The organism is Streptomyces sp. NBC_01717, assembly GCF_036248255.1.
GTDB lineage: Bacteria > Actinomycetota > Actinomycetes > Streptomycetales > Streptomycetaceae > Streptomyces.
The window spans coordinates 5297246-5323610 of the sequence record NZ_CP109178.1 but is presented as its reverse complement, the minus strand read 5'-3'; the positions used below and the strand labels follow the sequence as shown (position 1 = coordinate 5323610).

The following is a 26365-nucleotide window of genomic DNA, read 5'->3' as shown; positions in this document are numbered from 1 at the left end:
AGGCATCGTCTGCTGCATATCGTCCATGCGAACGAATCAGCCGTTGCGACCTCTCGGTGCGCACGGCTCCTCATGGACGTCCCCCGGTCGAAAGCAGGCCCCCTCATGCACCACCCCCTCGACGACGTCGACCGCACGCTCCTGGTGACCGGCGCGGCCGTCGCCGCACCCGGCACCTCCGTACGCGCCGAGGCGCTTGCCGTCCGTGGCGGCCGGGTCGTCCACGTCGGCACCGCCGAAGACGCCCGCGCCGCGCTCGGCGGCCGGCCCGACGACGCCCTCGACCTCGACGGCGGCCTCGTCCACCCCGGATTCGTCGACGCCCACTGCCACCCGGTGATGTACGGGCAGGCGCTCGCCTGGGTCGACTGCCGCCCCGAACGCGTAGCCGACGTCGAGACGCTCGTCACCGTTCTCACCGACGCCGCCCGCGAACTGCCCGCCGGTGTCCCGGTCCGTGGCTTCGGCTACGAGCACCGCAGGCTCGCCGAGCAACGCCACCCCACCTGCCACGACCTCGACCGCGTCGCCACCGACCGCGAGGTGTACGTGATGAACGCCTCCGGTCACGGCGGTGTCGTCAACTCCCACACCTTGCGCACCTGTGGCGTCACCGCAGGCACCCCGGACCCCGAGGGCGGCAGCATCGGCCGCTTCACCTCCGGCGAGCCCGACGGCCAACTCTGGGACGCAGCCTGCGACCTGCTCACCGGCCCCGGCGGAGTGAAGATCGGCAACCACGGTCCGAACTTCCACCTCTCCGAGCCGGACGCCATCATGGCCGACCACCTCCAGCGCGCCCAGGAGGTCTTCCTCGCCGCCGGAGTCACCACCGTCGGCGACGCCCAGGCGTCCCGCCGCGAGATGGAGACGTATCTGCGCGCCCGCGCCGACGGCTCCCTGCGCATGCGGGTCTCCGCGTACCTCACCTCCGCGCTCCTCGACACCGCGCTCGACCTGGGCGTGGTGAACGGCTTCGGTGACGACCTGTTCCGCGTCCAGGGCGTCAAGTTCTACGCCGACGGGACGCTCGGCGGCTGGACCGCGTACTTCCCCGAGGGGTACGCCGCCGACTGCTGCCACCACGGGCAGCTGTACCACTCGGCGGAGGAGTACGCCGAGCTCGTCACCCGTGCCCACCACGCCGGGCTCCAGACCGCCACGCACGCCCAGTCCCCGTACGCCATCGGTATGGTCCTCGACGCCGTCGAGAAGGCACAGGCCGACCGGGAACGCCCCGACATTCGCCACCGGATCGAGCACGCGGGCCTGCCCACCGACGAACAGATCGCCCGCATGGGCCGACTGGGCGTCATCCCGGTGATGCAGCCCCAGCACCACCTGCGCACCGGCGACGGCACACTGACCGCCGTCGGAGACCTCGGCCACCGCTACAACCCGGCCGGCGCCTGTCTCACCGCGGGCGTCCCCGTCGCCATCAGTTCGGACGCCCCCGTCGCCCCGCCCGCCCCGCTGGAGGCCGTCTCCGCCGCGGCGACCCGGCGCACCGTCCTCGGCACCGTCCTCGGCGACGCCTCGCTGCGGATGCCCGTGGCGGACGGTCTGCGCGCGCACACCTGGTCGGCCGCCCGCGCCCTGCACCGCGAACACGCCGTGGGCGCGCTGGCCCCGGGCATGCTCGCCGACTTCGTTGTCCTGGAAAGCGACCCGCTCACCGCGGACCCGGCCGGACTCGCCGCCATCGGCGTACGCGAGACCTGGATCGGCGGCACCCGCGCCTGGTCCGCCCCCGGCCGCTGACCCGCTCCACGCTCGCACCACCCCCCTTCCCCGCCATCCCTCCCGCCCCCGGAGGCCCCATGTCCCCGCAGTCCAGCACCGGAAAGAGTCCGTACAGAGCCGCCGTCGCGGCACTGGCCGGGACCTCCATCGAGTGGTACGACTTCTACGCGTTCGCCACCGCAGCGGCGATCGTCTTCAACGACGTGTTCTTCCCGCCGGACATGTCGCCGTACCTCAGGACCCTGTCCGCCTTCGCGACCTTCGCCATCGGATTCCTGCTGCGCCCGCTCGGCGGCATCGTCTTCGGACACATCGGTGACCGTGTCGGACGCAAGAAGACCCTGGTCATCACGCTGGTGATGATGGGCGTCGCGTCCTTCGCCATCGGCCTGCTGCCCACGTACGCCCAGGTCGGCGCGCTCGCCCCGATCCTGCTCATCGTGCTGCGCCTGGTCCAGGGCATCGCGATCGGCGGGGAGTGGGGCGGCGCGGTGCTGATCGCCGTGGAGAACGCCCCGCGCGGCAAGGCCGCCTTCTTCGGCTCGTTCGCCCAACTCGGTTCCTCGGTCGGCGCGTTGTTGTCGACCGGCGCCTTCAGCCTGATGAACCTCTTCGGCGACGACGCGTTCATGAGCTGGGGCTGGCGCGTGCCCTTCCTGGCCTCCGCCGTGCTGGTGATCGTGGGCCTGATCGTCCGGGTCAAGCTGGAGGAGTCCCCGGTCATGGAGGAGGTGCGCAAGGAACAGGAGGCGGAGGGGGCGGCCAAGCTGCCCGTCGTGGAGGTCTTCCAGAAGGCCTGGCGAACTGTCCTCATCGGTGTCTTCGCGCTGGCCACCGCGACCGGCGGCTACTACGTCGTCACCAGCTTCCTGCTCTCCTACGGCACCGGGGACCTCCACCTGTCGGAGTCCATGCTGCTCAACGGCCTGACTCTGGCGGCCTTCCTGGAACTCCTCGTCACGCCCTGGTTGTCCTGGCTCGCCGACCGGGTCGGACCGCACAAGGTCGTGATCGCCGGCCTCGTGGGCGTCATCGTCCTCGCCGTACCGCAGTTCATGGTGCTGGGCACCGGGAGCGTCTTCCTCATCTGGCTGATGATGCTGGCCATGCGCCTGGTGATGTCCGCGCTGTACGGACCCATCGCGTCGATCCTCGTCGAGGGCTTCGCCACGCACGTCCGCTACACCGGCATCTCTCTCTCCTACCAGCTCTGCAACATGGTCTTCGGCGGCCTCGCACCGCTCGCCGCGGTCTCTCTCGCGGCCGCCGCGGGCGGCCACTACTGGCCGCCGGCCGTCATGCTGATGGCCATCTCGGCGATCGGCATCGTCTGCACGGCACGCCTGCGCCGGCTCGGCACACCGCCGGCCGGCGAGCGGACGCCGGCCCCGGACCGGCAGTCGGTACAGGCCTCCTCGTAAGGGCCTGCGGCCACGCCGTGTCCTCGAGCGCCGGACGGCCTTGCATCTCAAGCCCGTCCGACGATCGAGGACACAACGGCAACCGGACGGACCCGGTCGAGCCGTGCGGCCGCAGCACTAGCATCGGCCGCATGGCGATGTTCGTGCACCTGACACCCACGGCGAATGCCGCCCGCATCCGACGTTCCGGGATACGGGCCGTCAGTCATGGCCGCGACGGATCGCGGGGCCTCTTCTGCTTCCCCGTCCTTCCGTCGTACACCCTCACCCACCAGTGGCTGCGCGAACTCGCCCGGCACGGCGGCCCGCGCGGCCTCGTAGCCGTACACATCCGTCTGCCCGACGACGAGCCCGTCACCGTCGGCCGCTACAACGACCGCCCCGCACAGGGCCCCACGGCCACCACGGCAGGCGACGCCGTACGCCGCATCGCCACCCTGGACGACCCGCGCGGCTGGGAGGTGTTCGTCCCCCGAGCCGTCACCAAGCGCGAAGTGCACCGGCTTCGCGCCGTCAAGCAGGTCACCGGCTGGCGCTACTTCCCCGACTCCAACGGCAGAACACCCTGCACCTGCTTCGGTTGCCGAGTACGTGGCGAGTACGGCTCACAACGCCTGCGCGAACGCCGACCGCACCCCCTCGACGGCCCGGCGCCCGCCACCCCGGTCCTGCTGCGACAGATCGCGGCGTCCGGCGACCCCGGTGACCCCGGTGACCCCGCAAAGCTGCGCGAGACACTGCACTGGTTCGGCCTGCGCCGACGAGGACCGGTCGACCGGCTGACCCACCTCGCCGACCACCCGGACCCACAGGTCCGCGTGGCACTGGTCGAAGCAGTGGCCGGCTGGTCGACACCGGGCGTCAAGGAACTCCTCCACCGGCTCTCCCAGGACCCGCACGCCGACGTCCGGGAGGCCGTCGAGTTCACCGAGCCGGAGTAGCGGCCCGCCCGAACTCCCACCGCACGAGCTGCTGACGCCGGGGCCGGGCCGCCGGTTGTCAGTGGCGGCCTCTAAGGTCACCGACATGGCGACGCTCCCGAACCCGCTCCCGTCACTGGCCACTTCCGGGCTCCGGCTCCCGCCCGGCACCCTGGTCGACACCACGAACGACGGCCCGTGGCACGAACCCCTGCTCTGGTACACGGACGGGCCCGCGACCCCGGACACCTGGCCCCGGCTGCTCGCCGAGGGCAGGACGATCGGGCTGCTCCCCGTTCTCCTGGACGGCGGAACACGCGGCGAGTGGCCCGAGAAGTGGGAGCTCAGCCCCGGCATGACGTCGTACCCGGGTGACCACCACGCGGAGGACGTGCTGGGCGAGTTCTGGGAGGAGTACGCGGAGGACGAGCTGGAAGGGGCGGCCGTCGAGCCGTTCGGCCCGGAGTGGCCGGGCCTCGCGCCCACCCCGCCTGTGAGCGGCCCCGTCGACGCGGAGGAACGGGCCGCCGAGATCGCCGCTCTGCTCACCGACGCGGACGGCCGGATGCCGGGGGCCCGGGCGGCGCTGGTCCCCGCGCGGCGCAGCGCGGACATACCGGCGGCGATCGGCTGGACGGGACCGCTGAACTACGAGAACGACGTGGCGCGGCTCTGCGCGGTGCTCCGGTCCTGGGAGGACCGCTTCGGCATACGGGTGGTGGCGCTCGGCTTCGACCATCTGATCGTCTCGGTGGCCACCCCGCCGACCACGGTCGACGAAGCAGTGGCGGTCGCCGCCGAGCACTTCGCGTTCTGCCCGGACAACATCGCCCACAACACCCCGGACACCCTGCGCGCCTACGCGGACCAGTACGTGCAGGGCGAGGATTCCTGGTCGTTCTGGTGGGACTGAGCAAGTGGCCCTGTCCCCACCCGCTCACCAGGGCTTCCCGGCTGCCCGAACCACCCTCCGGCTCCCCGACTTCATGAGCACGTTGCAGACCACAGGTGCCGTGGCCGCCCGGAGGGGCGGACCACGGGAACGAACCGGTCACCCGGTCCTTGGGGCAGAGGCCGAGGAATGCAACCGCCACTCACGGGGAAACGCACACATCATGGATCGGACAGACAGCCTCATCGAGCAGTTCCGCACGCTGCCCGCCGAAAGCGATGAAAAGCGCGCACTCATCGCCGCAATGGGCGACATGCTCGCCGACCGCCCGGACCATCCGGCCGCCGTGCCCTTCCTCGCCTCGGTGACCGCCGACTCGGAGGAGTACGACCTCGCGCGGGTCGAAGCCACCATGGTCCTGCGCCTGCGGCCGCCGACCGAGGCCGATTTCCGGCTCCGCGCGGGCCAGGCACTGCTGACCGTACTGCGCGGCCCCGACGAGAACCTGGTCCGCCAGTACGCGGCCATGGCACTCGGGCCCTACGCCGACGATCCGGAGGTCCACGAGGTGCTGGCCGCCGCCGTCATGGACGACTTCGACCGGCTCGTACGGGACAACGCCCTGGCGGCGCTCGACGAGGCGGGCCCCAGCGACAAGCGGATCGAGCTGCTGCACCGGCTGTCCGCGGACGCCGCACTGGGCCACGAGGCGGTCCGCATCCTCTCGTCCTGGGGCCTGGAACCCGCGGCCTGAGGCGACGCGGGCTCCAGGTGTCCGTCGCTACGAACGGCGCAGCCGCTCGGCGACCTCCGTCGCCCAGTACGTCAGGATCATCTGCGCACCCGCGCGCCGGATCCCGGTCAGGCTCTCCATGATCGCCGCGTCGCGGTCGATCCAGCCCTTCTCGGCGGCGGCCTCGATCATCGCGTACTCGCCACTGATCTGGTACGCGGCGACCGGCACGTCCACCGAGTCGGCGACCTTCGCCAGGATGTCCAGGTACGGTCCGGCCGGCTTGACCATGACCATGTCGGCGCCCTCGTCGAGGTCGAGCGCCAGCTCGCGCAGGGACTCGCGGGCGTTCGCCGGGTCCTGCTGATACGTCTTGCGGTCGCCCTTCAGCGACGAGCCGACCGCCTCACGGAACGGTCCGTAGAACGCCGACGAGTACTTCACCGTGTAGGCGAGGATCGACACGTCCTCGTGCCCGGTCTGGTCGAGCGCGTCGCGGATCACGCCGACCTGGCCGTCCATCATGCCGCTCGGGCCGACCACATGGGCGCCCGCATCCGCCTGGACCTGGGCCATCTCGGCGTACCGCTCCAGCGTGGCGTCGTTGTCGACGCGGCCGTCAGCGGTCAGGACACCGCAATGACCGTGGTCCGTGTACTCGTCGAGGCACAGGTCCGACATGACGACGAGATCGTCACCGACCTCTTCGCGCACCGCGCGCAGACCGACCTGGAGGATGCCGTCCGGGTCGGTGCCCGCGGTTCCCCGGGCGTCCTTCTTCTCGTCCGCCGGAACGCCGAAGAGCATGATCCCGGAGACCCCGGCCGAGACCGCGTCGACGGCGGCCTTCCGGAGGGTGTCCAGGGTGTGCTGCTGGACACCGGGCATGGCCGAGATGGCGACGGGCGCCGTGATGCCCTCGCGTACGAACGCGGGCAGGATCAGGTTCGCCGGGTCGAGCCGTGTCTCGGCGACCATCCGCCGCATCGCCGGGGTCGTCCGCAGCCGCCGGGGGCGGGAGCCGGGGAAGTTTCCGTACACAGTCATCCTTCGACGATAGACCCGTACACATCACCGTCTTACCGACACCTGTGCCGGAAAAACGGGCCGGCGAACAGGCAGGGGCCCGGCTGCCGAAACAGCCGGGCCCCTGAACACCGTGAACACTCCCGAACGGGCCGGTCAGGTCGTCGTACGACGCCTGCGCGCCCCAGGACGCCGCTCGCTCGGCCGCATCACCGGGTCACCGGCCTCCTTTGCCGCGTCCCGGCGCTGCGCGCCGAAATCGGCGAGCGCCGCGGCCAGCTTGTGCACCGACGGCTCCGGCGACAGCACGTCCACCCGCAGACCGTGCTCCTCGGCGGTCTTCGCCGTGGCAGGGCCGATACACGCGATGACGGTCACGTTGTGCGGCTTGCCCGCGATGCCGACCAGGTTCCGGACGGTCGACGACGAGGTGAAGAGCACCGCGTCGAAACCGCCGCCCTTGATGGCCTCACGAGTGTCGGACGGCGGCGGCGAGGCGCGGACCGTGCGGTACGCGGTGACGTCGTCGACCTCCCAGCCCAGCTCGATGAGCCCGGCGACCAGCGTCTCCGTGGCGATGTCGGCGCGCGGCAGGAAGACACGGTCGATCGGGTCGAAGACCGGGTCGTACGGCGGCCAGTCCTCCAGCAGACCGGCGGCGGACTGCTCACCGGACGGCACCAGGTCCGGCTTCACACCGAAGTCGATCAGCGCGGCGGCGGTCTGCTCGCCGACCGCCGCCACCTTGATCCCGGCGAAGGCACGGGCGTCGAGCCCGTACTCCTCGAACTTCTCGCGGACGGCCTTGACCGCATTGACGCTGGTGAAGGCGATCCACTCGTAGCGGCCGGTGACGAGGCCCTTGACCGCACGCTCCATCTGCTGGGGCGTACGCGGCGGCTCGACGGCGATGGTCGGGACCTCGTGCGGCACGGCGCCGTACGAACGCAGCTGGTCGGAGAGCGACGCCGCCTGCTCCTTCGTACGCGGCACGAGCACCTTCCAGCCGAAGAGCGGCTTGGACTCGAACCACGAGAGCTGGTCGCGCTGGGCGGCGGAGCTGCGCTCACCGACCACGGCTATGACCGGCTGGTGCCCGTCCGGCGACGGCAGCACCTTCGCCTGCTTGAGCACCTGGGCGATCGTCCCGAGCGTCGCCGTCCAGGTGCGCTGCCGGGTCGTCGTACCGGCGACGGTGACGGTGAGCGGGGTGTCGGGCTTGCGGCCCGCCGAGACCAGCTCGCCCGCGGTGGCCGCGACCGAGTCCAGCGTCGTCGAGACGACAGCCGTGGCGTCGCTCGCGCCGATCTCGGTCCAGCAGCGGTCCGAGGCGGTGCGGGCGTCGACGAACCGGACGTCGGCACCCTGCGCGTCACGCAGTGGCACACCGGCGTACGCGGGCACGCCCACGGCGTTCGCGACACCCGGGACGACCTCGAAGGGGATGCCGGCGGCGGCGCAGGCGAGCATCTCCGCACCCGCGGACCCGTCCAGGCCGGGGTCGCCGGAGACAGCACGGACGACCCGCCTGCCGCCCTTCGCAGCCTCCATGACAAGATTGGCCGCGTCCCTGAGAACGGGCACACCGGCGGCTGTTGACGACACGTCAACAACCGCCAGCTCAGGCGTGCTTACGCCTGCCCGCGCGTGGCCGCGAACAACGCCGAGCACGTCGGGCTCGGCGACAAGGACGTCCGCGCTCGCGAGCGCCTCGACAGCGCGCAGAGTCAGCAGTCCCGGATCGCCGGGACCGGCGCCGAGGAAGGTGACGTGCCCTGCGGACAGGACCGGAAAGTCGGATGCGGCGGGGCCGGTGGGGCTCAAAGTGCTCGCTCCCCCATAAGACCGGCCGCACCCTTGGCAAGCATCTCGACCGCGAGCTCGCGACCGAGGGCCGCCGCGTCGTCGTGCGACGTGGGGACGGGACCGGTGATGGACATCTGTACCAGCGAGGCGCCGTCGGTGGAACCGACGACACCGCGCAGGCGCAGTTCGTTGACAGCCTGTCCGTCGACCAGGAGGTCGGCCAGCGCACCCACAGGTGCGGAACAGCCGGCCTCCAGGGCGGCGAGCAGGGAACGCTCGGCGGTCACGGCGACCCGGGTGTACGGGTCGTCGAGCTCGGCGAGCGCGGCGGCGAGGTCCGCGCTGGTTGCAGCGCATTCGATCGCCAGTGCTCCCTGACCGGGAGCGGGCAGAACGGTGTCGACCGGCAGGAAGTCGGTCACCTCACCGGTCCGGCCGAGGCGGCTGAGCCCGGCCGCGGCGAGAACCACCGCGTCCAGTTCACCGCTTCGTACAAATCCGATACGCGTATCGACGTTGCCACGGATCGGCACGGTCTCGATGTCGAGGCCGTGGCTGCGGGCGTACGCGTTGAGCTGCGCCATGCGGCGCGGCGAGCCGGTGCCTATGCGGGCACCGGACGGCAACTGCTCGAAGGTCAGCCCGTCCCGCGCCACCAGCACGTCACGCGGGTCCTCGCGCCGCGGGACGGCAGCCAGCACGAGGCCCTCGGGCTGTGCGGTCGGCAGGTCCTTGAGCGAGTGGACGGCGAAGTCCACATCGCCTCGCAGCAGCGCCTCACGCAGCGCCGCGACGAACACGCCGGTGCCGCCGATCTGCGCGAGATGCTCCTTGGAGGTGTCTCCGTACGTGGTGACCTCGACGAGCTCGACGGCGCGCCCGGTCACCTCGCTGACCGCGTCGGCGACCAGGCCGGACTGCGCCAAGGCGAGCTTGCTGCGCCGGGTGCCCAGCCGGAGCGGCGCGCCGGTCTGCGCGCGGGGTGAGTTGTCGGTCATGACCGCCCTCGATTCGGGTCGTTCAGGTCTGCCCGGGAGACGGCGGCGACCGTCTGCGGGTCGAGGTCGAAGAGTTCCCGCAGCGCGTCGGCGTACCCGGCGCCGCCGGGCTCACTGGCGAGCTGCTTGACCCGCACGGTGGGCGCGTGCAGGAGCTTGTCGACGACGCGGCGCACGGTCTGCGTGATCTCGGCGCGCTGCTTCTCGTCCAGGTCGGGGAGGCGTCCGTCGAGCCGCGCGATCTCGCCGGCCACCACATCGGCGGCCATCGTGCGCAGGGCGACCACGGTCGGGGTGATGTGGGCGGCGCGCTGGGCGGCGCCGAACGCGGCGACCTCGTCGGCGACGATGGTGCGCACCTGGTCCACATCGGCGGCCATCGGAGCGTCCGCGGACGCCTCGGCGAGCGACTCGATGTCGACGAGGCGCACACCGTCGAGGCGGGCCGCCGCACCGTCGATGTCGCGCGGCATGGCGAGGTCGAGCAGGGCGAGCCGGACGGGGCCGGTGGACTGTGCGGGCACAGTGGCCCGGCGCACGGCCTGCGCCTGCGCGGTCGTGGCGACGGAACCGTTCTCCACCCACGCGGCGTGCTGGTCCAGGTCGGCGGCGGGCTCGGCGGGCGCCTCGACGGCGGTGGCGGCCGCGTCGAACGGCAGGCCGAGCGCACCGGCGACGGTCTCACCGGTCAGGACGAGTCCCGTCGCACCGGTACACGACACGACGACATCGGCACGTGTCAGTTCGTCGGAGACCGCGGCCATCTCGACGGCCCGGGCGGTCACTCCCGTGCCACCGGCCTGACCCAGGATCTCGACGAGCCGGTCGGCGCGGGCCCGGGTCCGGTTGGCGACGACGATCTCGGCGACACCGGTACGGGCCAGCGTGGCGGCGGCCAGCGACGACATCGAGCCGGCGCCGATCACCAGAGCACGCTTGCCCTTCGCCCAGTCGGCGGTGTCGGCACCGCCCGCGAGCTGCTGCAGGCCGAAGGTGACGAGCGACTGCCCGGCGCGGTCGATCCCGGTCTCGCTGTGCGCGCGCTTGCCGACCCGCAGGGACTGCTGGAACAGGTCGTTCAGCAGCCGGCCCGCGGTGTGGGTCTCCTGCCCCAGCGCCAGCGCGTCCTTGATCTGGCCCAGGATCTGGCCCTCGCCGACGACCATGGAGTCCAGCCCGCACGCCACCGAGAAGAGGTGGTGGACGGCCCGGTCCTCGTAGTGCACATAGAGATACGGAGTGAGCTCGTCCAGCCCGACCCCGCTGTGCTGCGCGAGGAGCGTGGACAGCTCGGCGACGCCCGCGTGGAACTTGTCCACGTCGGCGTACAGCTCGATGCGGTTACAGGTGGCGAGGACGGTGGCCTCGGCCGCGGGCTCCGCGGCCAGGGCGTCCTGCAGCAGCTTGGACTGCGTCTCGGCGGCCAGCGACGCCCGCTCCAGTACGGAGACCGGGGCGCTGCGGTGGCTCAGCCCTACGACAAGGAGACTCATGCCGGCATCACGGCGGGCATGTCCCCGTCGGGTCCCTTCCGGCTGCTGCTCGCGGCGGCGCGCACGGGCGGCGCGGCCTCGTCGACGTCGCCGCCGGCCGCGGCTTCCTCACCGGCCTTGCGCTGCTCGTGGAAGGCGAGGATCTGGAGTTCGATCGAGAGGTCGACCTTGCGGACGTCGACGCCCTCGGGCACGGACAGCACCGTCGGCGCGAAGTTCAGGATGGAGGTGACGCCCGCGGCGACGAGGCGGTCGCAGACCTGCTGGGCGGCACCGGCCGGGGTGGAGATGACACCGATCGACACGCCGTTGTCGCTGACGATCTTCTCCAGCTCGTCGGCGTGCTGGACGGGGATCCCGGCAACGGGCGTACCGGCCATCGCGGGGTCCGCGTCGATCAGCGCGGCGACCCGGAAACCGCGGGAGGCGAAACCGCCGTAGTTGGCGAGCGCGGCGCCGAGATTACCGATACCGACGATGACGACCGGCCAGTCCTGGGTGAGCCCGAGCTCGCGGGAGATCTGGTAGACGAGGTACTCGACGTCGTACCCGACGCCACGCGTTCCGTAGGAGCCGAGGTAACTGAAGTCCTTGCGCAGCTTGGCAGAGTTGACTCCCGCCGCCGCGGCGAGTTCCTCGGACGAGACCGTGGGGACCGAGCGCTCGGAGAGCGCGGTCAGTGCGCGGAGATACAGCGGAAGCCGGGCGACGGTGGCCTCGGGAATTCCTCGGCTACGGGTCGCCGGTCGGTGAGTTCGGCCAGTTGCCACGGTGCTCCTGCGGGATGAGCGGGGCTGCAGGCGGCCGTATGTTCCAAGACCGCCCCGTCGAATGCAGGCTATGTCTTTGTGAACGCGTGCACAAAGATGGTGTCCGTTTTGTCCGGTCAAAGTGACCGGGGTCACGCACATCCGTCGCGCGATCCCGGAACCTTGGATCGCATCAGCCCGTTGCAGGCCCGAAGGGGGCAAAGCGGTACACACTCCTCACGACTACGCCCCCGAGATCAGTCAAAACGCCCACGATGGTAACCGGGTTTCACTCAGGAAAGCAGCGCGCTGCGCAGCCTCGCCGGATCCACCCGCCAGAACGTGTGCTGTTCGTTATCAATAAGGACGACCGGAATCTGCTCCCAGTACTCCCGGTGCAGCTCCTCGTCCTGAGTGATGTCCTTCTCCTCCCAGGACGCACCGGTCTCTTCACAGACCTCCCTCACCACCAGCCTCGCATCGTCACAGAGGTGACACCCCGGCTTCCCGACCAGGGTCACCACCCGATCCGCGGGCTTCTTCTTCGTACGACGCAGCAAGGCACTCATGCCTTCATTCTGCGCCGACCGGCCGCCCTTTCCGGAACTCATCCGGCACTGATCCGGTACGCCCCGAATCGCCCGTTTAACAATTCGGCCGCCGAGAGTTCACGCCACCGCATCCCGCCAGGTCGGGAAGGGCTCAACAGACTGGCTATGCTCACGACATGGCCGCTCTTGGATGGCTCACACCACGTAGGCGCTCCGCGACAGCACGGAGTGTGCTGGCAGGCGAGGCAGCAGCCGAGGCAGCGCGGAAGTCGTCACTCCACGCCGAACAGCCCGCCGAACGATCCACCGACGAGACCCCCGCCACGACCTCGGAGCCGGAACCGGCCTTCCCGGTCGTCGGCGACGACCGGGCTGCCGCCTTCTTCGACCTGGACAACACCGTCATGCAGGGCGCCGCGATCTTCCACTTCGGTCGCGGGCTGTACAAACGGAAGTTCTTCCAGCGCCGCGAACTGACCCGGTTCGCCTGGCAGCAGGCCTGGTTCAGGCTGGCCGGCGTGGAGGACCCGGAACACATGCAGGACGCCCGCGACAGCGCCCTGTCCATCGTCAAGGGCCACCGTGTCTCCGAGCTGATGTCCATCGGCGAGGAGATCTACGACGAGTACATGGCCGACCGCATCTGGCCAGGCACCCGCGCCCTCGCCCAGGCCCACCTCGACGCCGGGCAGAAGGTCTGGCTGGTCACCGCCGCCCCGGTGGAGACCGCCACGATCATCGCCCGCCGCCTCGGGCTGACCGGCGCGCTCGGCACGGTCGCCGAGTCCGTCGACGGCGTCTACACCGGCCGCCTGGTCGGCGAGCCGCTGCACGGGCCCGCGAAGGCCGAGGCGGTCCGCGCCCTGGCCGCCGCCGAGGGCCTCGACCTCGCCCGCTGCGCGGCGTACAGCGATTCGCACAACGACATCCCGATGCTGTCCCTGGTCGGCCACCCCTACGCGATCAACCCGGACACAAAGCTCCGCAAGCACGCCCGGGCCCTCGACTGGCGGCTGCGCGACTACCGCACGGGCCGCAAGGCGGCCAAGGTCGGCATCCCGGCCGCGGCCGGTGTCGGCGCCCTCGCGGGCGGCACCGCTGCCGCCGTCGCCCTGCACCGCCGCCGCCGCTGACCGCACGCGGACCTTCCCCTGCGCAGGGGGCCGAGCCACGCCCGGCTCCCTGCCGCCAATCGGGACCCCCTACCCGCTGACCGCTCCGGCCAGTCGGATTGCGCGCACCCGACCACAACCCGTTGCCGCCGCAGGCAGATCACGAAGTAATCCGATCAATAACCGGTCACGATGTGCTACTTGATGCGCCTCATAGTCGCTACAGAAGCGACGGAACCGATGATTTGAGCAACTGGGTGTAGCACTGCCTGTACGAAGCGTTATTCTCCTCAGACGCATTCCGGAACCCGCCACTCACTACGACGAGTGACGGTTTCGCACTGCACGTGATGGAAGCTCTGCCTCTGGGAGTCCCGTGTACCCACACGTCGGGGTTGACGCCTCGGGCCTGGCTACGCTGCGCGCAACGGTCGCCGACCGCTTGCGCGGCTTCGTCCCCACCGCGTACGCCGTACCCGCTTTTGCCGCCCCTGCACCTGTCGGCCCTTGCTATGCCCTGGCCGAACGCGGTGCAGCGGTCGGAAGACGCAGCAACCGCGGCGCAACGACCACGTCCACCGTTCGTCGGCCGACCGCCGACAGCGACAGCGCGCGCATGATGGATCTCGTCGAGCGCGCACAGGCCGGTGAGGCTGACGCCTTCGGCCGTCTATACGACCAGTACAGCGACACCGTGTACCGGTACATCTACTACCGCGTGGGCGGCAAGGCGACAGCGGAGGACCTCACCAGCGAGACCTTCCTGCGTGCCCTGCGCCGCATCTCCACGTTCACCTGGCAGGGCCGCGACTTCGGCGCCTGGCTGGTCACGATTGCCCGCAACCTGGTCGCCGACCACTTCAAGTCCAGTCGTTTCCGACTGGAAGTGACCACCGGCGAAATGCTCGACGCCAACGAGGTCGAGCGCAGCCCCGAGGACTCCGTCCTGGAGTCCCTCTCCAACGCCGCACTGCTGCAAGCCGTGCGCCGACTCAACCCCCAGCAGCAGGAGTGCGTGACGCTGCGCTTCCTGCAGGGCCTCTCGGTCGCCGAGACGGCCCGCGTGATGGGAAAGAACGAAGGGGCGATCAAAACCTTGCAGTACCGCGCCGTCCGCACGCTCGCCCGGCTCCTGCCGGACGACGCCCGCTGAACACGCTCTGCGACACGCCCTTCACGCACTGGTCCGATCATCTTTCGTGCGTAACCCATGTGCCGCGCCACTCGTTGTGCCGGTTGCAGGCCCCCTGTCGTCACTCCATGTCCGCCGACACTCACTCTTTCGTGTGGAAGCGCTCAAGGTGTGCAACCTTCCGGACCCCCAGGGGAGTCGACCGTCATGACGAGAGGAGGTGCCGCCAGTGATCGCAAACGTTTCGGCACACCGGCGGGCGAACGCCTTCGCCCAGGCCCTGGAGGAGCAGGAGCTCCAGGGTGCGGCGGCCGTACAGCCCGAGGACCCGGCCGAACCGGCCGACCACGGACAGCTGTTGGCCCTGGCGAACGGCCTCGGTGAGCTGCCGAGGCCGAAGTTGGATCCCGAGGTCAAAGTGGTGCAGCGAGCCCAGCTCGTCGCCGCCATGGAGGCCATGTTTGCCGAGGGCGGCGCGTCCACGGGCCCTACGGTGCCCGAACAACGGGGCAGGGGGGCCCACCGGGCCTCCCCGCTCAGGAAGTTGCGCCCCCGCTCCCGCTGGACGAAGGGCATCGCGGCCGGCGGTCTCACCGTCGGTGTGGCCGCGGGAGCCTTCGGCGGAGTGGCCGCTGCCAGTTCCGACGCCCTGCCGGGTGATTCGCTGTACGGGCTGAAGCGCGGCATGGAGGACATCAACCTGGGCATGGCCGACGGCGACGCCGACCGAGGCGAGGCCTACCTCGACCAGGCGTCGACCCGGCTGAGCGAAGCCCGCAGACTGATGGAGCGCGGCCGCGCGGGCGATCTGGACCACGAATCACTCGGCGAGATCAGGCGCACGCTCAACGGCATGACGCACGACGCCACCGAGGGCCACCGCCTGCTCCACGCCGCGTACCAACGCGACGGAGCGCTCGGACCCATCCAGACCCTGGACTCCTTCTCCCGCTCCCACCGCGGCAGTTGGAGCACCCTGCGCGACCGTCTGCCGGTCCAGCTGACGGACGTCGGGGACGAGGTGAGCTCGGTCTTCGAGGCCATAGACGAAGAGGTCGCACCGCTGCAGTCCCTGCTCCCCCGCAGCCCGGACCGGAGCACCGACTCCCAGGAGCCCGGCTCCTCGCAGCAGACCGACCAGTCGCCCGGCCCGGACGACCCGGCTCCCTTCTCCCCGGAGGTCTCACAGGGCCAGACGGGCAGCAGCGGTACCCCGGATCCGTCCGGATCCGCCTCCGCTCCGGAGGACAGCCTGATCGCAGGCGGCACGGACGGCTTCCTGGACACACCGTCGCCGGGCACCACCCCGCCCACGACGGGCAGGGACAGCACCCCGCCCACCCCGGACGTGACGCTGCCGCCCCTGCTCCCCGGCCTGCTGCCGGGTCTGGGATTCAACAGCGACGACGAAGACGAGTGACTGCCCGGCGGACGGATTCCCCCAAGCCCGTCCGCCGGTCGCTCAACCCCTTCCGGCGGTCGAGGGCACCCGCCGTCAGAAGAACACCGACCTCCGCTGTACCAACAGCTTGTACAGCGTGTGCTGAATCTGCTCCCGCACCTGATCCGTCAGGTTGAACATCAGCATCGGATCCTCCGCCGCCTCCACCGGATACCCCTCCGTGGGAATCGGCTCCCCGAACTGAATCGTCCACTTCGTCGGCAAGGGCACCGCCCCCAACGGCCCCAGCCAAGGAAACGTGGGCGTGATCGGGAAGTACGGAACCCCCAGCACCCGCGCCAGCGTCTTCGCGTTGCCGATCATCGGGTAGATCTCCTCCGCCCCCACGATCGAGCACGGCACAATCGGCACCCCGGCCCGCAACGCCGTCGACACGAAGCCGCCCCGCCCGAACCGCTGCAGCTTGTACCGCTCGCCGAACGGCTTCCCGATGCCCTTGAAGCCCTCCGGCATCACACCGACGACCTCGCCCTGCCTGAGCAGCCGCTCCGCGTCCTCCGCACAGGCCAGCGTGTGCCCTGCCTTCCTGGCCAGCTCGTTCACCACCGGCAGCACGAAGACCAGATCCGCAGCCAGCAGCCGCAGATGCCGGCCCGCCGGATGGTTGTCGTGCACGGCGACCTGGAGCATCAGCCCGTCCAGCGGCAACGTCCCCGAGTGGTTGGCGACGATCAGCGCCCCGCCGTCCGACGGGATGTTCTCGATGCCCCTCACCTCGACCCGGAAGTACTTCTCGTACATCGGCCGCAGCATCGACATCAGAACCTGATCGGTGAGTTCCTTGTCGTACCCGAACTCGTCGACCTCGTAATCGCCGGTGACCCGCCGACGAAGAAACGCGAGCCCACCCGCGATCCGCCGGTCCCAGCTGCCGCGCCGTACCTCGTCCTGCACACCCTCCACGGGCTCCCCGCCCCCCTGCACCGCCTCCTGGACCGGCGCGGCGTCCAGCTGCCCGGGCAGGGCGCTCAGGGCCGCGGTGCCCACCGCGGGACCCGCCCCGGACCGCCGCCGCGCCGACCGCGGCGCGCCACCCGACCGCGAACGGTCGTCGTCGAACGGAATGACCTTGGCATCCGCCATCGTCGGTGCGCTCCTCTATCTCGCGCTGTGGGTCGGTTGTGTGTCGTCGGTCCCGGTGATCCCCGGGACCTCGCCGGTCCCACCGGCGAACGGCATCGCCGCCAGCCGGTCGACGGCCCCGCCGACCATCTCGGGCGGCAGCAGGCCGGGTGCCTGGTTCCGCGCGAAGTCCGCGAACGTCTCCGCGGTGGTGAATCCCGGGTGGAAACCCAGCGTCTCGCGCATCTGCACGGTAGAGACCACCCTGCCGTGCGTGAGCAGCCGGATCTGCTCAGGTGAGAAGTCCGTCATACCGACGGTGCGGAGCGCCTGGCCCACCCAGGTGACGGCGGGCAGGGGCACCGGCATCGTCGGCCGCCCGAGCCGCCGCGAACACTGCGACAGCAGCAGCACCCCGTCGCCCGCGATATTGAACGTGCCACTGTTCAGCGTCCCGCGCCGCGGTTCGTGCGAGGCGATCCTCAGTACGTCGATGACGTCGTCCTCGTGGACGAACTGGAGCCGGGGGTCGTAGCCGAACACGGTCGGCAGGACGGGCAGCGACAGATAGTCGGCGAGCGGCGAGTCCGCGTCCGGCCCCAGGATGTTCGCGAACCTCAGCACGCACACGGCGACGTCCGGCCTGCGGCGCGCGAAGCCCCGCACGTAACCCTCGACCTCCACCGCGTCCTTCGCGAAGCCCCCGCTCGGCAGGGACTTGGGCGGGGTTGTCTCGGTGAACACCGCCGGATCACGCGGTGCGGAGCCGTACACACCCGTACTGGACTTGATCACCAACCGCCGTACCGTCGGCGACTTCTGGCAGGCACCGAGCAGCTGCATGGTGCCGATGACATTGGTCTCCTTGACCGTGGTGCGGCCACCGGCCCCGAGCGCCTTGCCGCTGACGTCCAGATGCACGACCGTGTCGACGGTGTGCTCGGCGAGGACTCTGGCGATCGCGGGCTGGCGGATGTCCGCGCGGACGAAGTCGGCATCACCCAATTGGTGCCCCGGCGCGATCGCGTCGACGGCGATCACCCGGTCCACCTCCGGATCACGCTGGATGCGCCGCACGAATCGGCCGCCCAGCTGCCGGGCCGCTCCCGTGACGAGCACGACCTTCCCCAAGATCAGCGCCTTCCGTCGAAGAGGTTTCCCCTGGCCGTCACCGTAGCGGGTGGATGTTGCCCTGTGATGACTGCGCGGCGGCGTTCTGTCGAGTCTTTGGCCCAAATATGTTCAAGGCCGCCCGCACAACGCACCGCAGCCCTCCCACCATGTCGGTGGGAGGGCTGCGGATTCACGAACTGCGTTCGCTTACTTCTTGTTGCGACGCTGAACGCGCGTGCGCTTGAGCAGCTTGCGGTGCTTCTTCTTGGCCATCCGCTTGCGCCGCTTCTTGATAACAGAGCCCACGACTACCCTCGCTCACTTCTCTTCACTGGTGCGGGGCGTCTGGGCCCACACGACCTACGTCGGCCTAGCCTACCCGCCACCGGGTGAGGGACGTAATCCGAGGCCGACCTCAGGCCGACTCCACCCCCACAAAGGACTCGCGGAGATACTCGTGAACCGCTTGCTCCGGGACCCGGAAGGACCTGCCCACCCGGATCGCCGGCAGATGACCACTGTGCACCAAGCGGTACACGGTCATCTTCGACACCCGCATGACCGAGGCGACTTCCGCCACGGTCAGAAACTTGACCTCGTTGAGAGGCCTCTCGCTGCCAGCAGCCATGACCCACCTGTACCTTCCGCACGAGACGCGCACCGGCTTCCCCTCCGGTGACTCTTCGTCGTTGTGCGCTCACTCCCCAGATTAGGGGCGGGTGATGCGAGTGGGGAAGAGGAGGGACCATCGGCCGCCTACTGTGACAGACACGCCCGATTGAGCACATAGCGAGTGAGTGGCCGGTAGTAGGCGGACCGAACGGCGTCATCAAGCGGAACGACGACCGACACCTGCCCCTCGGCCTCACCGACGAACAGCGCGGGATCGTCCGTGTCCGCCAGGCCGATCGCCTCAATGCCCAGCTGACCTGCCCCGCAGACCCATCCGTGGTCCCCGACGACCAGCTCGGGCAGCCGCCCGTGGGCAGCCACCGCGGCCTCCAGCGCCACCCGAACCGGCAGCGGCGAGTGGGTATGTGCGCCCGGCTCACTACCGCGGACCCGCACGCCGGGCTCGCGCACCAGGGCGACTCCCCGTACGTAATCAAGGTTGAAGGTGCGTACGCCGAACCGGGTCGTTATGTCGATACATCGCCCCTGCGCCGGGGTGAGTACGGCGCAGCCGGCCGCCGACAAAGCGTCTGCCAACGCGGCGTAGAAGCCGAGCAGCCGGTGCGGATGGCCCGTCCCGAACAGCACCGGCGCCCGCCGGGCAGCCACATTCGACAACCGCTCGGCAAACGCGTCCAGACCAGCCAAAGTGCGCTCCGGATCGATCACATCAGGACCCGAAACGTGAGCAGGATCGTCCGAGACTCCGCACTTGTCCGCCATCAACCGAAGCAGATCGCACTCCTCCCACCCCCATTCGGGATGGAGCCCGAGCAGCACCCGCGGATCCCTCGCCGCGAACAGCCGATAGCTCCGCAGGCTCACCTCCCGCGAGGTGGCCACGGGCCCGGCCAGCCGGGCCGCCAGCAGATGCGCGCGCAGCGCTCCGGTGCTCAACACCCTGCCGATGCTCCCCCAACCCCCCGGACGGGGGGACAGAAGCCCGACTACGCCCCACAGTTGGCGTAACCATTCCTCAGTTGGCGCAACCCTTCCGCACGTCAGCACGGAATCGGCCGCACCAGGACCGTCCCCGCCCGTTTCAGGCCAGCAGCCCCCGCAACGGGAACGCCGCCCGCCTGGTCGCGAGCACCGCCTGGTCGAGCCGGTCCGCCGGGTCGTACCCGCCCTCCCACGACTGCCACGAAGGCGTACGTCCATCCGTCATCCGGGCCGGCCCCAACTGGCGCGTCCGGGCGTAGACCTCGTCCCGCCAGGAAGCAGGAATCACCGACTCCGGGTCCACCGGCGCATGCGCGGCGATCCCCACCAGATGTGTCCAGGACCGCGGCACCACGTCGACGACCGCATATCCCCCGCCGCCGAGCGCCACCCACCGCCCGCCCTCCACGTACTCATGGGCGAGCTCGTGACACGACTCCATGACCGACCGCTGCGCGTCCAGTGACACCGCCAGATGGGCGAGCGGGTCCTCGAAGTGCGTGTCGGCACCGTGCTGGGTCACCAGCACCTGCGGCCGGAAGTCCGCCAGCAGCTCCGGAACCACCGCGTGGAACGCCCGCAGCCACCCCGCGTCCCCCGTGCCGGCAGGGAGCGCCACATTCACCGCGGCGCCCTCCCCCGCACCGCCACCGGTCTCCTCCGGCCAGCCGGTCTGCGGAAAGAGCGTCCGCGGATGCTCGTGCAGCGACACCGTCAGAACCCGCGGGTCCTCCCAGAACGCGGCCTGCACCCCGTCGCCGTGGTGCACATCCACATCGATGTACGCGACCCGCTCCGCACCCAGCTCCAGCAGCCGGGCAATGGCCAGCGCCGGGTCGTTGTAGATGCAGAACCCCGACGCACCGCCGGGCATCGCATGGTGCAGCCCGCCCGCGAAGTTCACCGCATGTGCCGTGGCCCCGCGCCACACCGCCTCGGCCGCCGCCACCGACTGCCCGGCGATCAGCGCCGACACCTCGTGCATCCCCGCGAACGCCGGATCGTCCATCGTCCCGAGCCCGTAATTCTGATCGGCCGCCCTGGGGTCCGCCGAGGCCGCGCGCACGGCCGCCACGTAGTCCTCGCGGTGCACGAGCCGCAGCGTGGAGTCCCCGGCCGGCTTGGCGGCCACCACGTCCACCGCACTGTCGAGCCCGTAGGCCCGCACCAGACTCATCGTCAGGGCCAGCCTGACGGGGTCCATCGGATGACTGCTCCCGAAGTCGTATCCCGTTACTGCGTCATCCCACATCAACTGTGCGCGGCCGCTCATGCCCGCCACCGTATCGGGCAGGCTCGGGACCGAACGACTTGGCGTACACAAGCGTCGCGAGCACCAGCACCATCGGGACGAGCATCGCCCCCCGGTAGCTCCACGCGTCCCCCAGCGCCCCGACCAACGGCGATCCCACCAGGAACCCCACATAGTTGAAGACGTTCAGGCGGGCGATCGCCGTATCGCTCGCACCGGGGAACATCCGCCCCGCCGCCGCGAACGTCTGAGGCACGATCACACACAGCCCCAGCCCCAGCATGGTGAACCCCAGCATCCCGATCCACGCGCCGGAAGCAACCGCCACCACCCCGAACCCGGCCGCCGCCAGCACACTCCCGAACCGCACGACAGTCACGGCCCCGAACCGCCGCACCCCGAAGTCCCCCACAGCCCGCCCCAGCAGCGTCGTCACCATGTAGACGTTGTACGGAACGGTCGACAGCTGCTCCGAGCTCCCCAGTACGTCCTGCAGATACTTCGCGCTCCAGTTGGAGACCGTCGAGTCCCCGATGTACGCGAAGCTCATCACCAGACAGAGCGGCATCAGCAGCTTGAACGAGACCGAGAGCCCCGCGGAGACCTCTTCCCGCTGGCCGTCGGCGTCCGTCTTCGTCTCGACACCCTCGACGTACCACCGGCTCCCGATCAACGCGGCCGGCAGCAGCACGACGACCGCCGGAAGATACGAGACCAGCAGCGTCAGATCCCAGTGCGCCCCGGCCCACGCCAGCGACGCCCCGGCGATCCCGCCCAGGCTGTACGCGGCATGGAACCCGAGCATGATGCTGCGCCCGTACGCCCGCTGGAGACTGACCCCCATCATGTTCATGGAAGCGTCGAGTGCCCCGACGGACAGCCCGAACACACCGAGCGCCACGGCCGCTTGCCACAGCTCGCTGCCGGCCCCGACACCCAGCAGCGCCAGCAGCACGACGGGCTGCGCCCACCTGAGCACGACCCGGGGCCGTACCCGCGCGACCACCTTCTCGGTGACCACGCTGCCCACGCCGGCCAGGATGGGCACAGCGGCAAGGAACACGGGCAGCAGACCGTCGGATATCCCGTACCGGTCCTGAATGGCAGGAATACGCGTCACGAGCAGGGCAAAGGTGACCCCCTGCACGAAGAAGCTCAACGCCAAGGAGGCCCTACCGTGCCGCAACCGCGCATCCTTCATGGCCGCAGCGTAGGGCCCTGGCCTACCCGTGGGTAGATGGATCAGGCGAGCAATTCCCGCAGTTGAGCCATGTCGGAGAAGCAGCCGGTCACCCCGGCGAGCCGGTCGGCGGGCATCATCGAGGTGAACCCGTACACATCCATCCCCGCGGCCCGGGCCGCCTCCACACCGAGCGGGCTGTCCTCGATGACGACACACCTCTCGGGCGGAACGCCCATCCGTTCAGCGGCATGGAGGAACAGGTCGGGCGCCGGCTTCCCCTGCCCCACGTCCTCCGCGCTGAAGATCCACTCCTCCTCGAACCACTGGTCGATCCCGGTCCTCCGGTGTCCGACCCGGATCCGCTCGTGGTTCCCGGACGAGGCGACGCAGTACGGAATCCCGTCGGCGACAAGCTTTCCCAGCACGTCGGCGACGCCTTCGACCGGCTCCAGCTCGCGCTGGAACGCGGCGAAGATCCGGGAGTGGAGCGTCTCGTCGAAGTCCGCGGGCAGTCTCTCCCCGGTCCTCTCCTCGACGAGGTCGTGGATCCGGTGCACGGCAGACCCCATGTAGTCACGGAGCGATTCCTCGTACGAGGTGGGGTGACCGAGCTCGGTCAGGTAGCCGGAGAGGATGGTGTTGGAGATCGGCTCACTGTCGACGAGCACACCATCGTTGTCGAAGATGACCAGTTCGTAGCGCATGGTTCGAGCCTAGACGCTCAGAACGCAGAAAAGCCCCGTGCCACAAGGGCACGGGGCTTTCCCGGAATAATTGTTCGGCGGCGTCCTACTCTCCCACAGGGTCCCCCCTGCAGTACCATCGGCGCTGAAAGGCTTAGCTTCCGGGTTCGGAATGTAACCGGGCGTTTCCCTAACGCAATGACCACCGAAACACTATGAAATTAACCAACACCGGGCAACAACACGGCCGTTCGTTATTTCAGAACTAACACAGTGGACGCGAGCAACTGAGGACAAGCCCTCGGCCTATTAGTACCAGTCAGCTCCACCCGTTGCCGGGCTTCCACATCTGGCCTATCAACCCAGTCGTCTACTGGGAGCCTTAACCCCTCAAAGGGGGTGGGAACACTCATCTCGAAGCAGGCTTCCCGCTTAGATGCTTTCAGCGGTTATCCTTTCCGAACGTAGCCAACCAGCCATGCCCTTGGCAGGACAACTGGCACACCAGAGGTTCGTCCGTCCCGGTCCTCTCGTACTAGGGACAGCCCTTCTCAATATTCCTACGCGCGCAGCGGATAGGGACCGAACTGTCTCACGACGTTCTAAACCCAGCTCGCGTACCGCTTTAATGGGCGAACAGCCCAACCCTTGGGACCGACTCCAGCCCCAGGATGCGACGAGCCGACATCGAGGTGCCAAACCATCCCGTCGATATGGACTCTTGGGGAAGATCAGCCTGTTATCCCCGGGGTACCTTTTATCCGTTGAGCGACAGCGCTTCCACAAGCCACTGCCGGATCACTAGTCCCGACTTTCGTCCCTGCTCGACCCGTCGGTCTCACAGTCAAGCTCCCTTGTGCACTTACACTCAACACCTGATTGCCAACCAGGCTGAGGGAACCTTTGGGCGCCTCCGTTACTCTTTAGGAGGCAACCGCCCCAGTTAAACTACCCATCAGACACTGTCCCTGATCCGGATCACGGACCCAGGTTAGACATCCAGCACGACCAGAGTGGTATTTCAACGGCGACTCCACAACCACTGGCGTGGCTGCTTCAAAGTCTCCCACCTATCCTACACAAGCCGAACCGAACACCAATATCAAACTGTAGTAAAGGTCCCGGGGTCTTTCCGTCCTGCTGCGCGAAACGAGCATCTTTACTCGTAGTGCAATTTCACCGGGCCTATGGTTGAGACAGTCGAGAAGTCGTTACGCCATTCGTGCAGGTCGGAACTTACCCGACAAGGAATTTCGCTACCTTAGGATGGTTATAGTTACCACCGCCGTTTACTGGCGCTTAAGTTCTCAGCTTCGCCGACCCGAAAGTCAGCTAACCGGTCCCCTTAACGTTCCAGCACCGGGCAGGCGTCAGTCCGTATACATCGCCTTACGGCTTCGCACGGACCTGTGTTTTTAGTAAACAGTCGCTTCTCGCTGGTCTCTGCGGCCACCCCCAGCTCATGGAGTAAATCCAATCACCAGTGATGGCCCCCTTCTCCCGAAGTTACGGGGGCATTTTGCCGAGTTCCTTAACCATAGTTCACCCGAACGCCTCGGTATTCTCTACCTGACCACCTGAGTCGGTTTAGGGTACGGGCCGCCATGAAACTCGCTAGAGGCTTTTCTCGACAGCATAGGATCATCCACTTCACCACAATCGGCTCGGCATCAGGTCTCAGGCTCATGTGTGACGGATTTGCCTATCACACGCCCTACACCCTTACCCCGGGACTACCACCGCCCGGGCTGGACTACCTTCCTGCGTCACCCCATCGCTTACCTAGTACAAGTCTGGTTCGTCGGCTCCACCACTACCCTCAACTCCGAAGAGATCGGGCCGGCTTCACGGACTTAGCATCGCCTGATTCAGTATTGGGCGTTTCAAAGCGGGTACCGGAATATCAACCGGTTGTCCATCGACTACGCCTGTCGGCCTCGCCTTAGGTCCCGACTTACCCTGGGCAGATCAGCTTGACCCAGGAACCCTTAGTCAATCGGCGCACACGTTTCTCACGTGTGTATCGCTACTCATGCCTGCATTCTCACTCGTGAACCGTCCACAACTCGCTTCCGCGGCTGCTTCACCCGGCACACGACGCTCCCCTACCCATCCCAGCAGGCGTTGGCCCTTAATGCTGGAATGACACGACTTCGGCGGTACGCTTGAGCCCCGCTACATTGTCGGCGCGGAATCACTTGACCAGTGAGCTATTACGCACTCTTTCAAGGGTGGCTGCTTCTAAGCCAACCTCCTGGTTGTCTCTGCGACTCCACATCCTTTCCCACTTAGCGTACGCTTAGGGGCCTTAGTCGATGCTCTGGGCTGTTTCCCTCTCGACCATGGAGCTTATCCCCCACAGTCTCACTGCCGTGCTCTCACTTACCGGCATTCGGAGTTTGGCTAAGGTCAGTAACCCGGTAGGGCCCATCGCCTATCCAGTGCTCTACCTCCGGCAAGAAACACACGACGCTGCACCTAAATGCATTTCGGGGAGAACCAGCTATCACGGAGTTTGATTGGCCTTTCACCCCTAACCACAGGTCATCCCCCAGGTTTTCAACCCTGGTGGGTTCGGTCCTCCACGAAGTCTTACCTCCGCTTCAACCTGCCCATGGCTAGATCACTCCGCTTCGGGTCTTGAGCGTGCTACTAAAACGCCCTATTCGGACTCGCTTTCGCTACGGCTTCCCCACACGGGTTAACCTCGCAACACACCGCAAACTCGCAGGCTCATTCTTCAAAAGGCACGCAGTCACGACATACAAGCAAGCTTGCATGCGACGCTCCCACGGCTTGTAGGCACACGGTTTCAGGTACTATTTCACTCCGCTCCCGCGGTACTTTTCACCATTCCCTCACGGTACTATCCGCTATCGGTCACCAGGGAATATTTAGGCTTAGCGGGTGGTCCCGCCAGATTCACACGGGATTTCTCGGGCCCCGTGCTACTTGGGTGTCTCTTAAACGAGCCGTTAATGTTTCAGCTACGGGGGTCTTACCCTCTACGCCGGACCTTTCGCATGTCCTTCGCCTACATCAACGGTTTCTGACTCGCCTCACAGCCGGCAGACTGTGAAAAAGAGATCCCACAACCCCGCATGCGCAACCCCTGCCGGGTATCACACGCATACGGTTTGGCCTCATCCAGTTTCGCTCGCCACTACTCCCGGAATCACGGTTGTTTTCTCTTCCTGAGGGTACTGAGATGTTTCACTTCCCCTCGTTCCCTCCACACTGCCTATGTGTTCAGCAGCGGGTGACAGCCCATGACGACTGCCGGGTTTCCCCATTCGGACACCCCCGGATCAAAGCTCGGTTGACAGCTCCCCGGGGCCTATCGTGGCCTCCCACGTCCTTCATCGGTTCCTGGTGCCAAGGCATCCACCGTGCGCCCTTAAAAACTTGGCCACAGATGCT

General features: G+C 68.4%; 22 protein-coding genes and 2 rRNA genes. 8 read left to right on the top strand and 16 right to left on the bottom strand.

Annotation, left to right across the window (positions count from 1 at the left end):
- Positions 1–105 precede the first annotated feature (105 nt).
- The 5 genes from OHB49_RS24140 (at position 106) to OHB49_RS24120 (ending at position 5730) form a co-directional block, all read left to right on the top strand.
- Positions 106–1761 carry an amidohydrolase gene (locus tag OHB49_RS24140; RefSeq protein WP_329162930.1) on the top strand — a complete coding sequence of 552 codons (1656 nt, stop codon included), beginning with the start codon at positions 106–108 and terminating at the stop codon, positions 1759–1761.
- A 59-nt stretch (positions 1762–1820) separates the two neighbouring features.
- Positions 1821–3164, top strand: coding sequence for an MFS transporter (locus tag OHB49_RS24135; protein WP_329162929.1), 1344 nt, complete (start codon positions 1821–1823; stop codon positions 3162–3164).
- 131 nt (positions 3165–3295) lie between these two features.
- Entirely contained in the window at positions 3296–4105 is an 810-nt protein-coding gene (locus OHB49_RS24130) for a HEAT repeat domain-containing protein (protein WP_329162927.1), read from the top strand.
- An 85-nt stretch (positions 4106–4190) separates the two neighbouring features.
- A complete protein-coding gene (locus OHB49_RS24125; protein WP_329162925.1) occupies positions 4191–4997 on the top strand; it encodes a DUF4253 domain-containing protein in 807 nt (268 codons plus the stop codon).
- A 202-nt stretch (positions 4998–5199) separates the two neighbouring features.
- Positions 5200–5730 (top strand): HEAT repeat domain-containing protein, encoded by a 531-nt coding sequence (locus tag OHB49_RS24120; protein WP_329162923.1) that lies wholly within the window; start codon positions 5200–5202, stop codon positions 5728–5730.
- A 27-nt stretch (positions 5731–5757) separates the two neighbouring features.
- Here the strand turns inward: OHB49_RS24120 and hemB are convergent, their stop codons facing one another.
- The 6 genes from hemB to OHB49_RS24090 form a co-directional block, all read right to left on the bottom strand.
- The gene (gene hemB, locus OHB49_RS24115) at positions 5758–6756 is read right to left on the bottom strand and encodes a porphobilinogen synthase (protein ID WP_329162922.1); all 999 of its coding nucleotides are present in this window, start codon (positions 6754–6756) and stop codon (positions 5758–5760) included.
- Positions 6757–6891: 135 nt separating this feature from the next.
- Positions 6892–8559 (bottom strand): bifunctional uroporphyrinogen-III C-methyltransferase/uroporphyrinogen-III synthase, encoded by a 1668-nt coding sequence (locus OHB49_RS24110; protein ID WP_329162920.1) that lies wholly within the window; start codon positions 8557–8559, stop codon positions 6892–6894.
- The gene (gene hemC, locus OHB49_RS24105) at positions 8556–9539 is read right to left on the bottom strand and encodes a hydroxymethylbilane synthase (protein ID WP_329162919.1); all 984 of its coding nucleotides are present in this window, start codon (positions 9537–9539) and stop codon (positions 8556–8558) included. Before hemC ends, OHB49_RS24110 begins: the two co-directional genes overlap by 4 nt.
- Positions 9536–11032, bottom strand: coding sequence for a glutamyl-tRNA reductase (locus OHB49_RS24100; RefSeq protein WP_329162917.1), 1497 nt, complete (start codon positions 11030–11032; stop codon positions 9536–9538). Before OHB49_RS24100 ends, hemC begins: the two co-directional genes overlap by 4 nt.
- Positions 11029–11802 carry a redox-sensing transcriptional repressor Rex gene (locus OHB49_RS24095; protein WP_329162915.1) on the bottom strand — a complete coding sequence of 258 codons (774 nt, stop codon included), beginning with the start codon at positions 11800–11802 and terminating at the stop codon, positions 11029–11031. Before OHB49_RS24095 ends, OHB49_RS24100 begins: the two co-directional genes overlap by 4 nt.
- Before the next feature lie 272 nt (positions 11803–12074).
- Complete coding sequence (locus tag OHB49_RS24090; RefSeq protein ID WP_326604418.1) at positions 12075–12350, bottom strand: glutaredoxin family protein; 276 nt, start codon at positions 12348–12350, stop codon at positions 12075–12077.
- Between the two features lie 158 nt (positions 12351–12508).
- On the opposite strand from OHB49_RS24090, the gene OHB49_RS24085 reads away from it, so the two are divergent.
- From OHB49_RS24085 to OHB49_RS24075, 3 genes are all read left to right on the top strand, one after another.
- Positions 12509–13465 (top strand): HAD family hydrolase, encoded by a 957-nt coding sequence (locus tag OHB49_RS24085; RefSeq protein WP_329162914.1) that lies wholly within the window; start codon positions 12509–12511, stop codon positions 13463–13465.
- A gap of 355 nt (positions 13466–13820) precedes the next feature.
- Complete coding sequence (locus tag OHB49_RS24080; protein WP_030974218.1) at positions 13821–14597, top strand: ECF subfamily RNA polymerase sigma factor, BldN family; 777 nt, start codon at positions 13821–13823, stop codon at positions 14595–14597.
- Between the two features lie 208 nt (positions 14598–14805).
- Positions 14806–15996, top strand: coding sequence for a DUF5667 domain-containing protein (locus tag OHB49_RS24075; RefSeq protein ID WP_329162912.1), 1191 nt, complete (start codon positions 14806–14808; stop codon positions 15994–15996).
- Between the two features lie 75 nt (positions 15997–16071).
- Here OHB49_RS24075 and OHB49_RS24070 read toward each other — a convergent pair whose 3' ends face one another.
- The 10 genes from OHB49_RS24070 to OHB49_RS24025 form a co-directional block, all read right to left on the bottom strand.
- Positions 16072–17121 (bottom strand): lysophospholipid acyltransferase family protein, encoded by a 1050-nt coding sequence (locus OHB49_RS24070; RefSeq protein ID WP_030974214.1) that lies wholly within the window; start codon positions 17119–17121, stop codon positions 16072–16074.
- A 15-nt stretch (positions 17122–17136) separates the two neighbouring features.
- Positions 17137–18231: an NAD-dependent epimerase/dehydratase family protein gene (locus tag OHB49_RS24065; RefSeq protein WP_329162910.1), complete on the bottom strand. Its 1095-nt coding sequence runs from the start codon at positions 18229–18231 to the stop codon at positions 17137–17139.
- Positions 18232–18420: 189 nt separating this feature from the next.
- Positions 18421–18519, bottom strand: a complete 99-nt coding sequence (locus tag OHB49_RS24060; RefSeq protein WP_003948845.1) for a 30S ribosomal protein bS22 — start codon at positions 18517–18519, stop codon at positions 18421–18423.
- Positions 18520–18628: 109 nt separating this feature from the next.
- Positions 18629–18841, bottom strand: a complete 213-nt coding sequence (locus OHB49_RS24055; protein ID WP_014046653.1) for a helix-turn-helix domain-containing protein — start codon at positions 18839–18841, stop codon at positions 18629–18631.
- A gap of 128 nt (positions 18842–18969) precedes the next feature.
- On the bottom strand, positions 18970–19785 hold the full coding sequence (locus OHB49_RS24050) for a phosphatase (RefSeq protein WP_329162908.1): 816 nt from the start codon (positions 19783–19785) through the stop codon (positions 18970–18972).
- A 142-nt stretch (positions 19786–19927) separates the two neighbouring features.
- Positions 19928–21100, bottom strand: a complete 1173-nt coding sequence (locus tag OHB49_RS24045) for an acetoin utilization protein AcuC (protein WP_030974207.1) — start codon at positions 21098–21100, stop codon at positions 19928–19930.
- On the bottom strand, positions 21069–22280 hold the full coding sequence (locus tag OHB49_RS24040) for an MFS transporter (RefSeq protein ID WP_329162905.1): 1212 nt from the start codon (positions 22278–22280) through the stop codon (positions 21069–21071). Before OHB49_RS24040 ends, OHB49_RS24045 begins: the two co-directional genes overlap by 32 nt.
- Positions 22281–22321: 41 nt before the next feature.
- Entirely contained in the window at positions 22322–22966 is a 645-nt protein-coding gene (locus OHB49_RS24035; RefSeq protein ID WP_329162903.1) for an HAD family hydrolase, read from the bottom strand.
- Between the two features lie 72 nt (positions 22967–23038).
- A 5S ribosomal RNA gene (gene rrf, locus OHB49_RS24030) occupies positions 23039–23155 on the bottom strand.
- A 79-nt stretch (positions 23156–23234) separates the two neighbouring features.
- A 23S ribosomal RNA gene (locus tag OHB49_RS24025) occupies positions 23235–26356 on the bottom strand.
- Between the last annotated feature and the right edge of the window lie 9 nt (positions 26357–26365).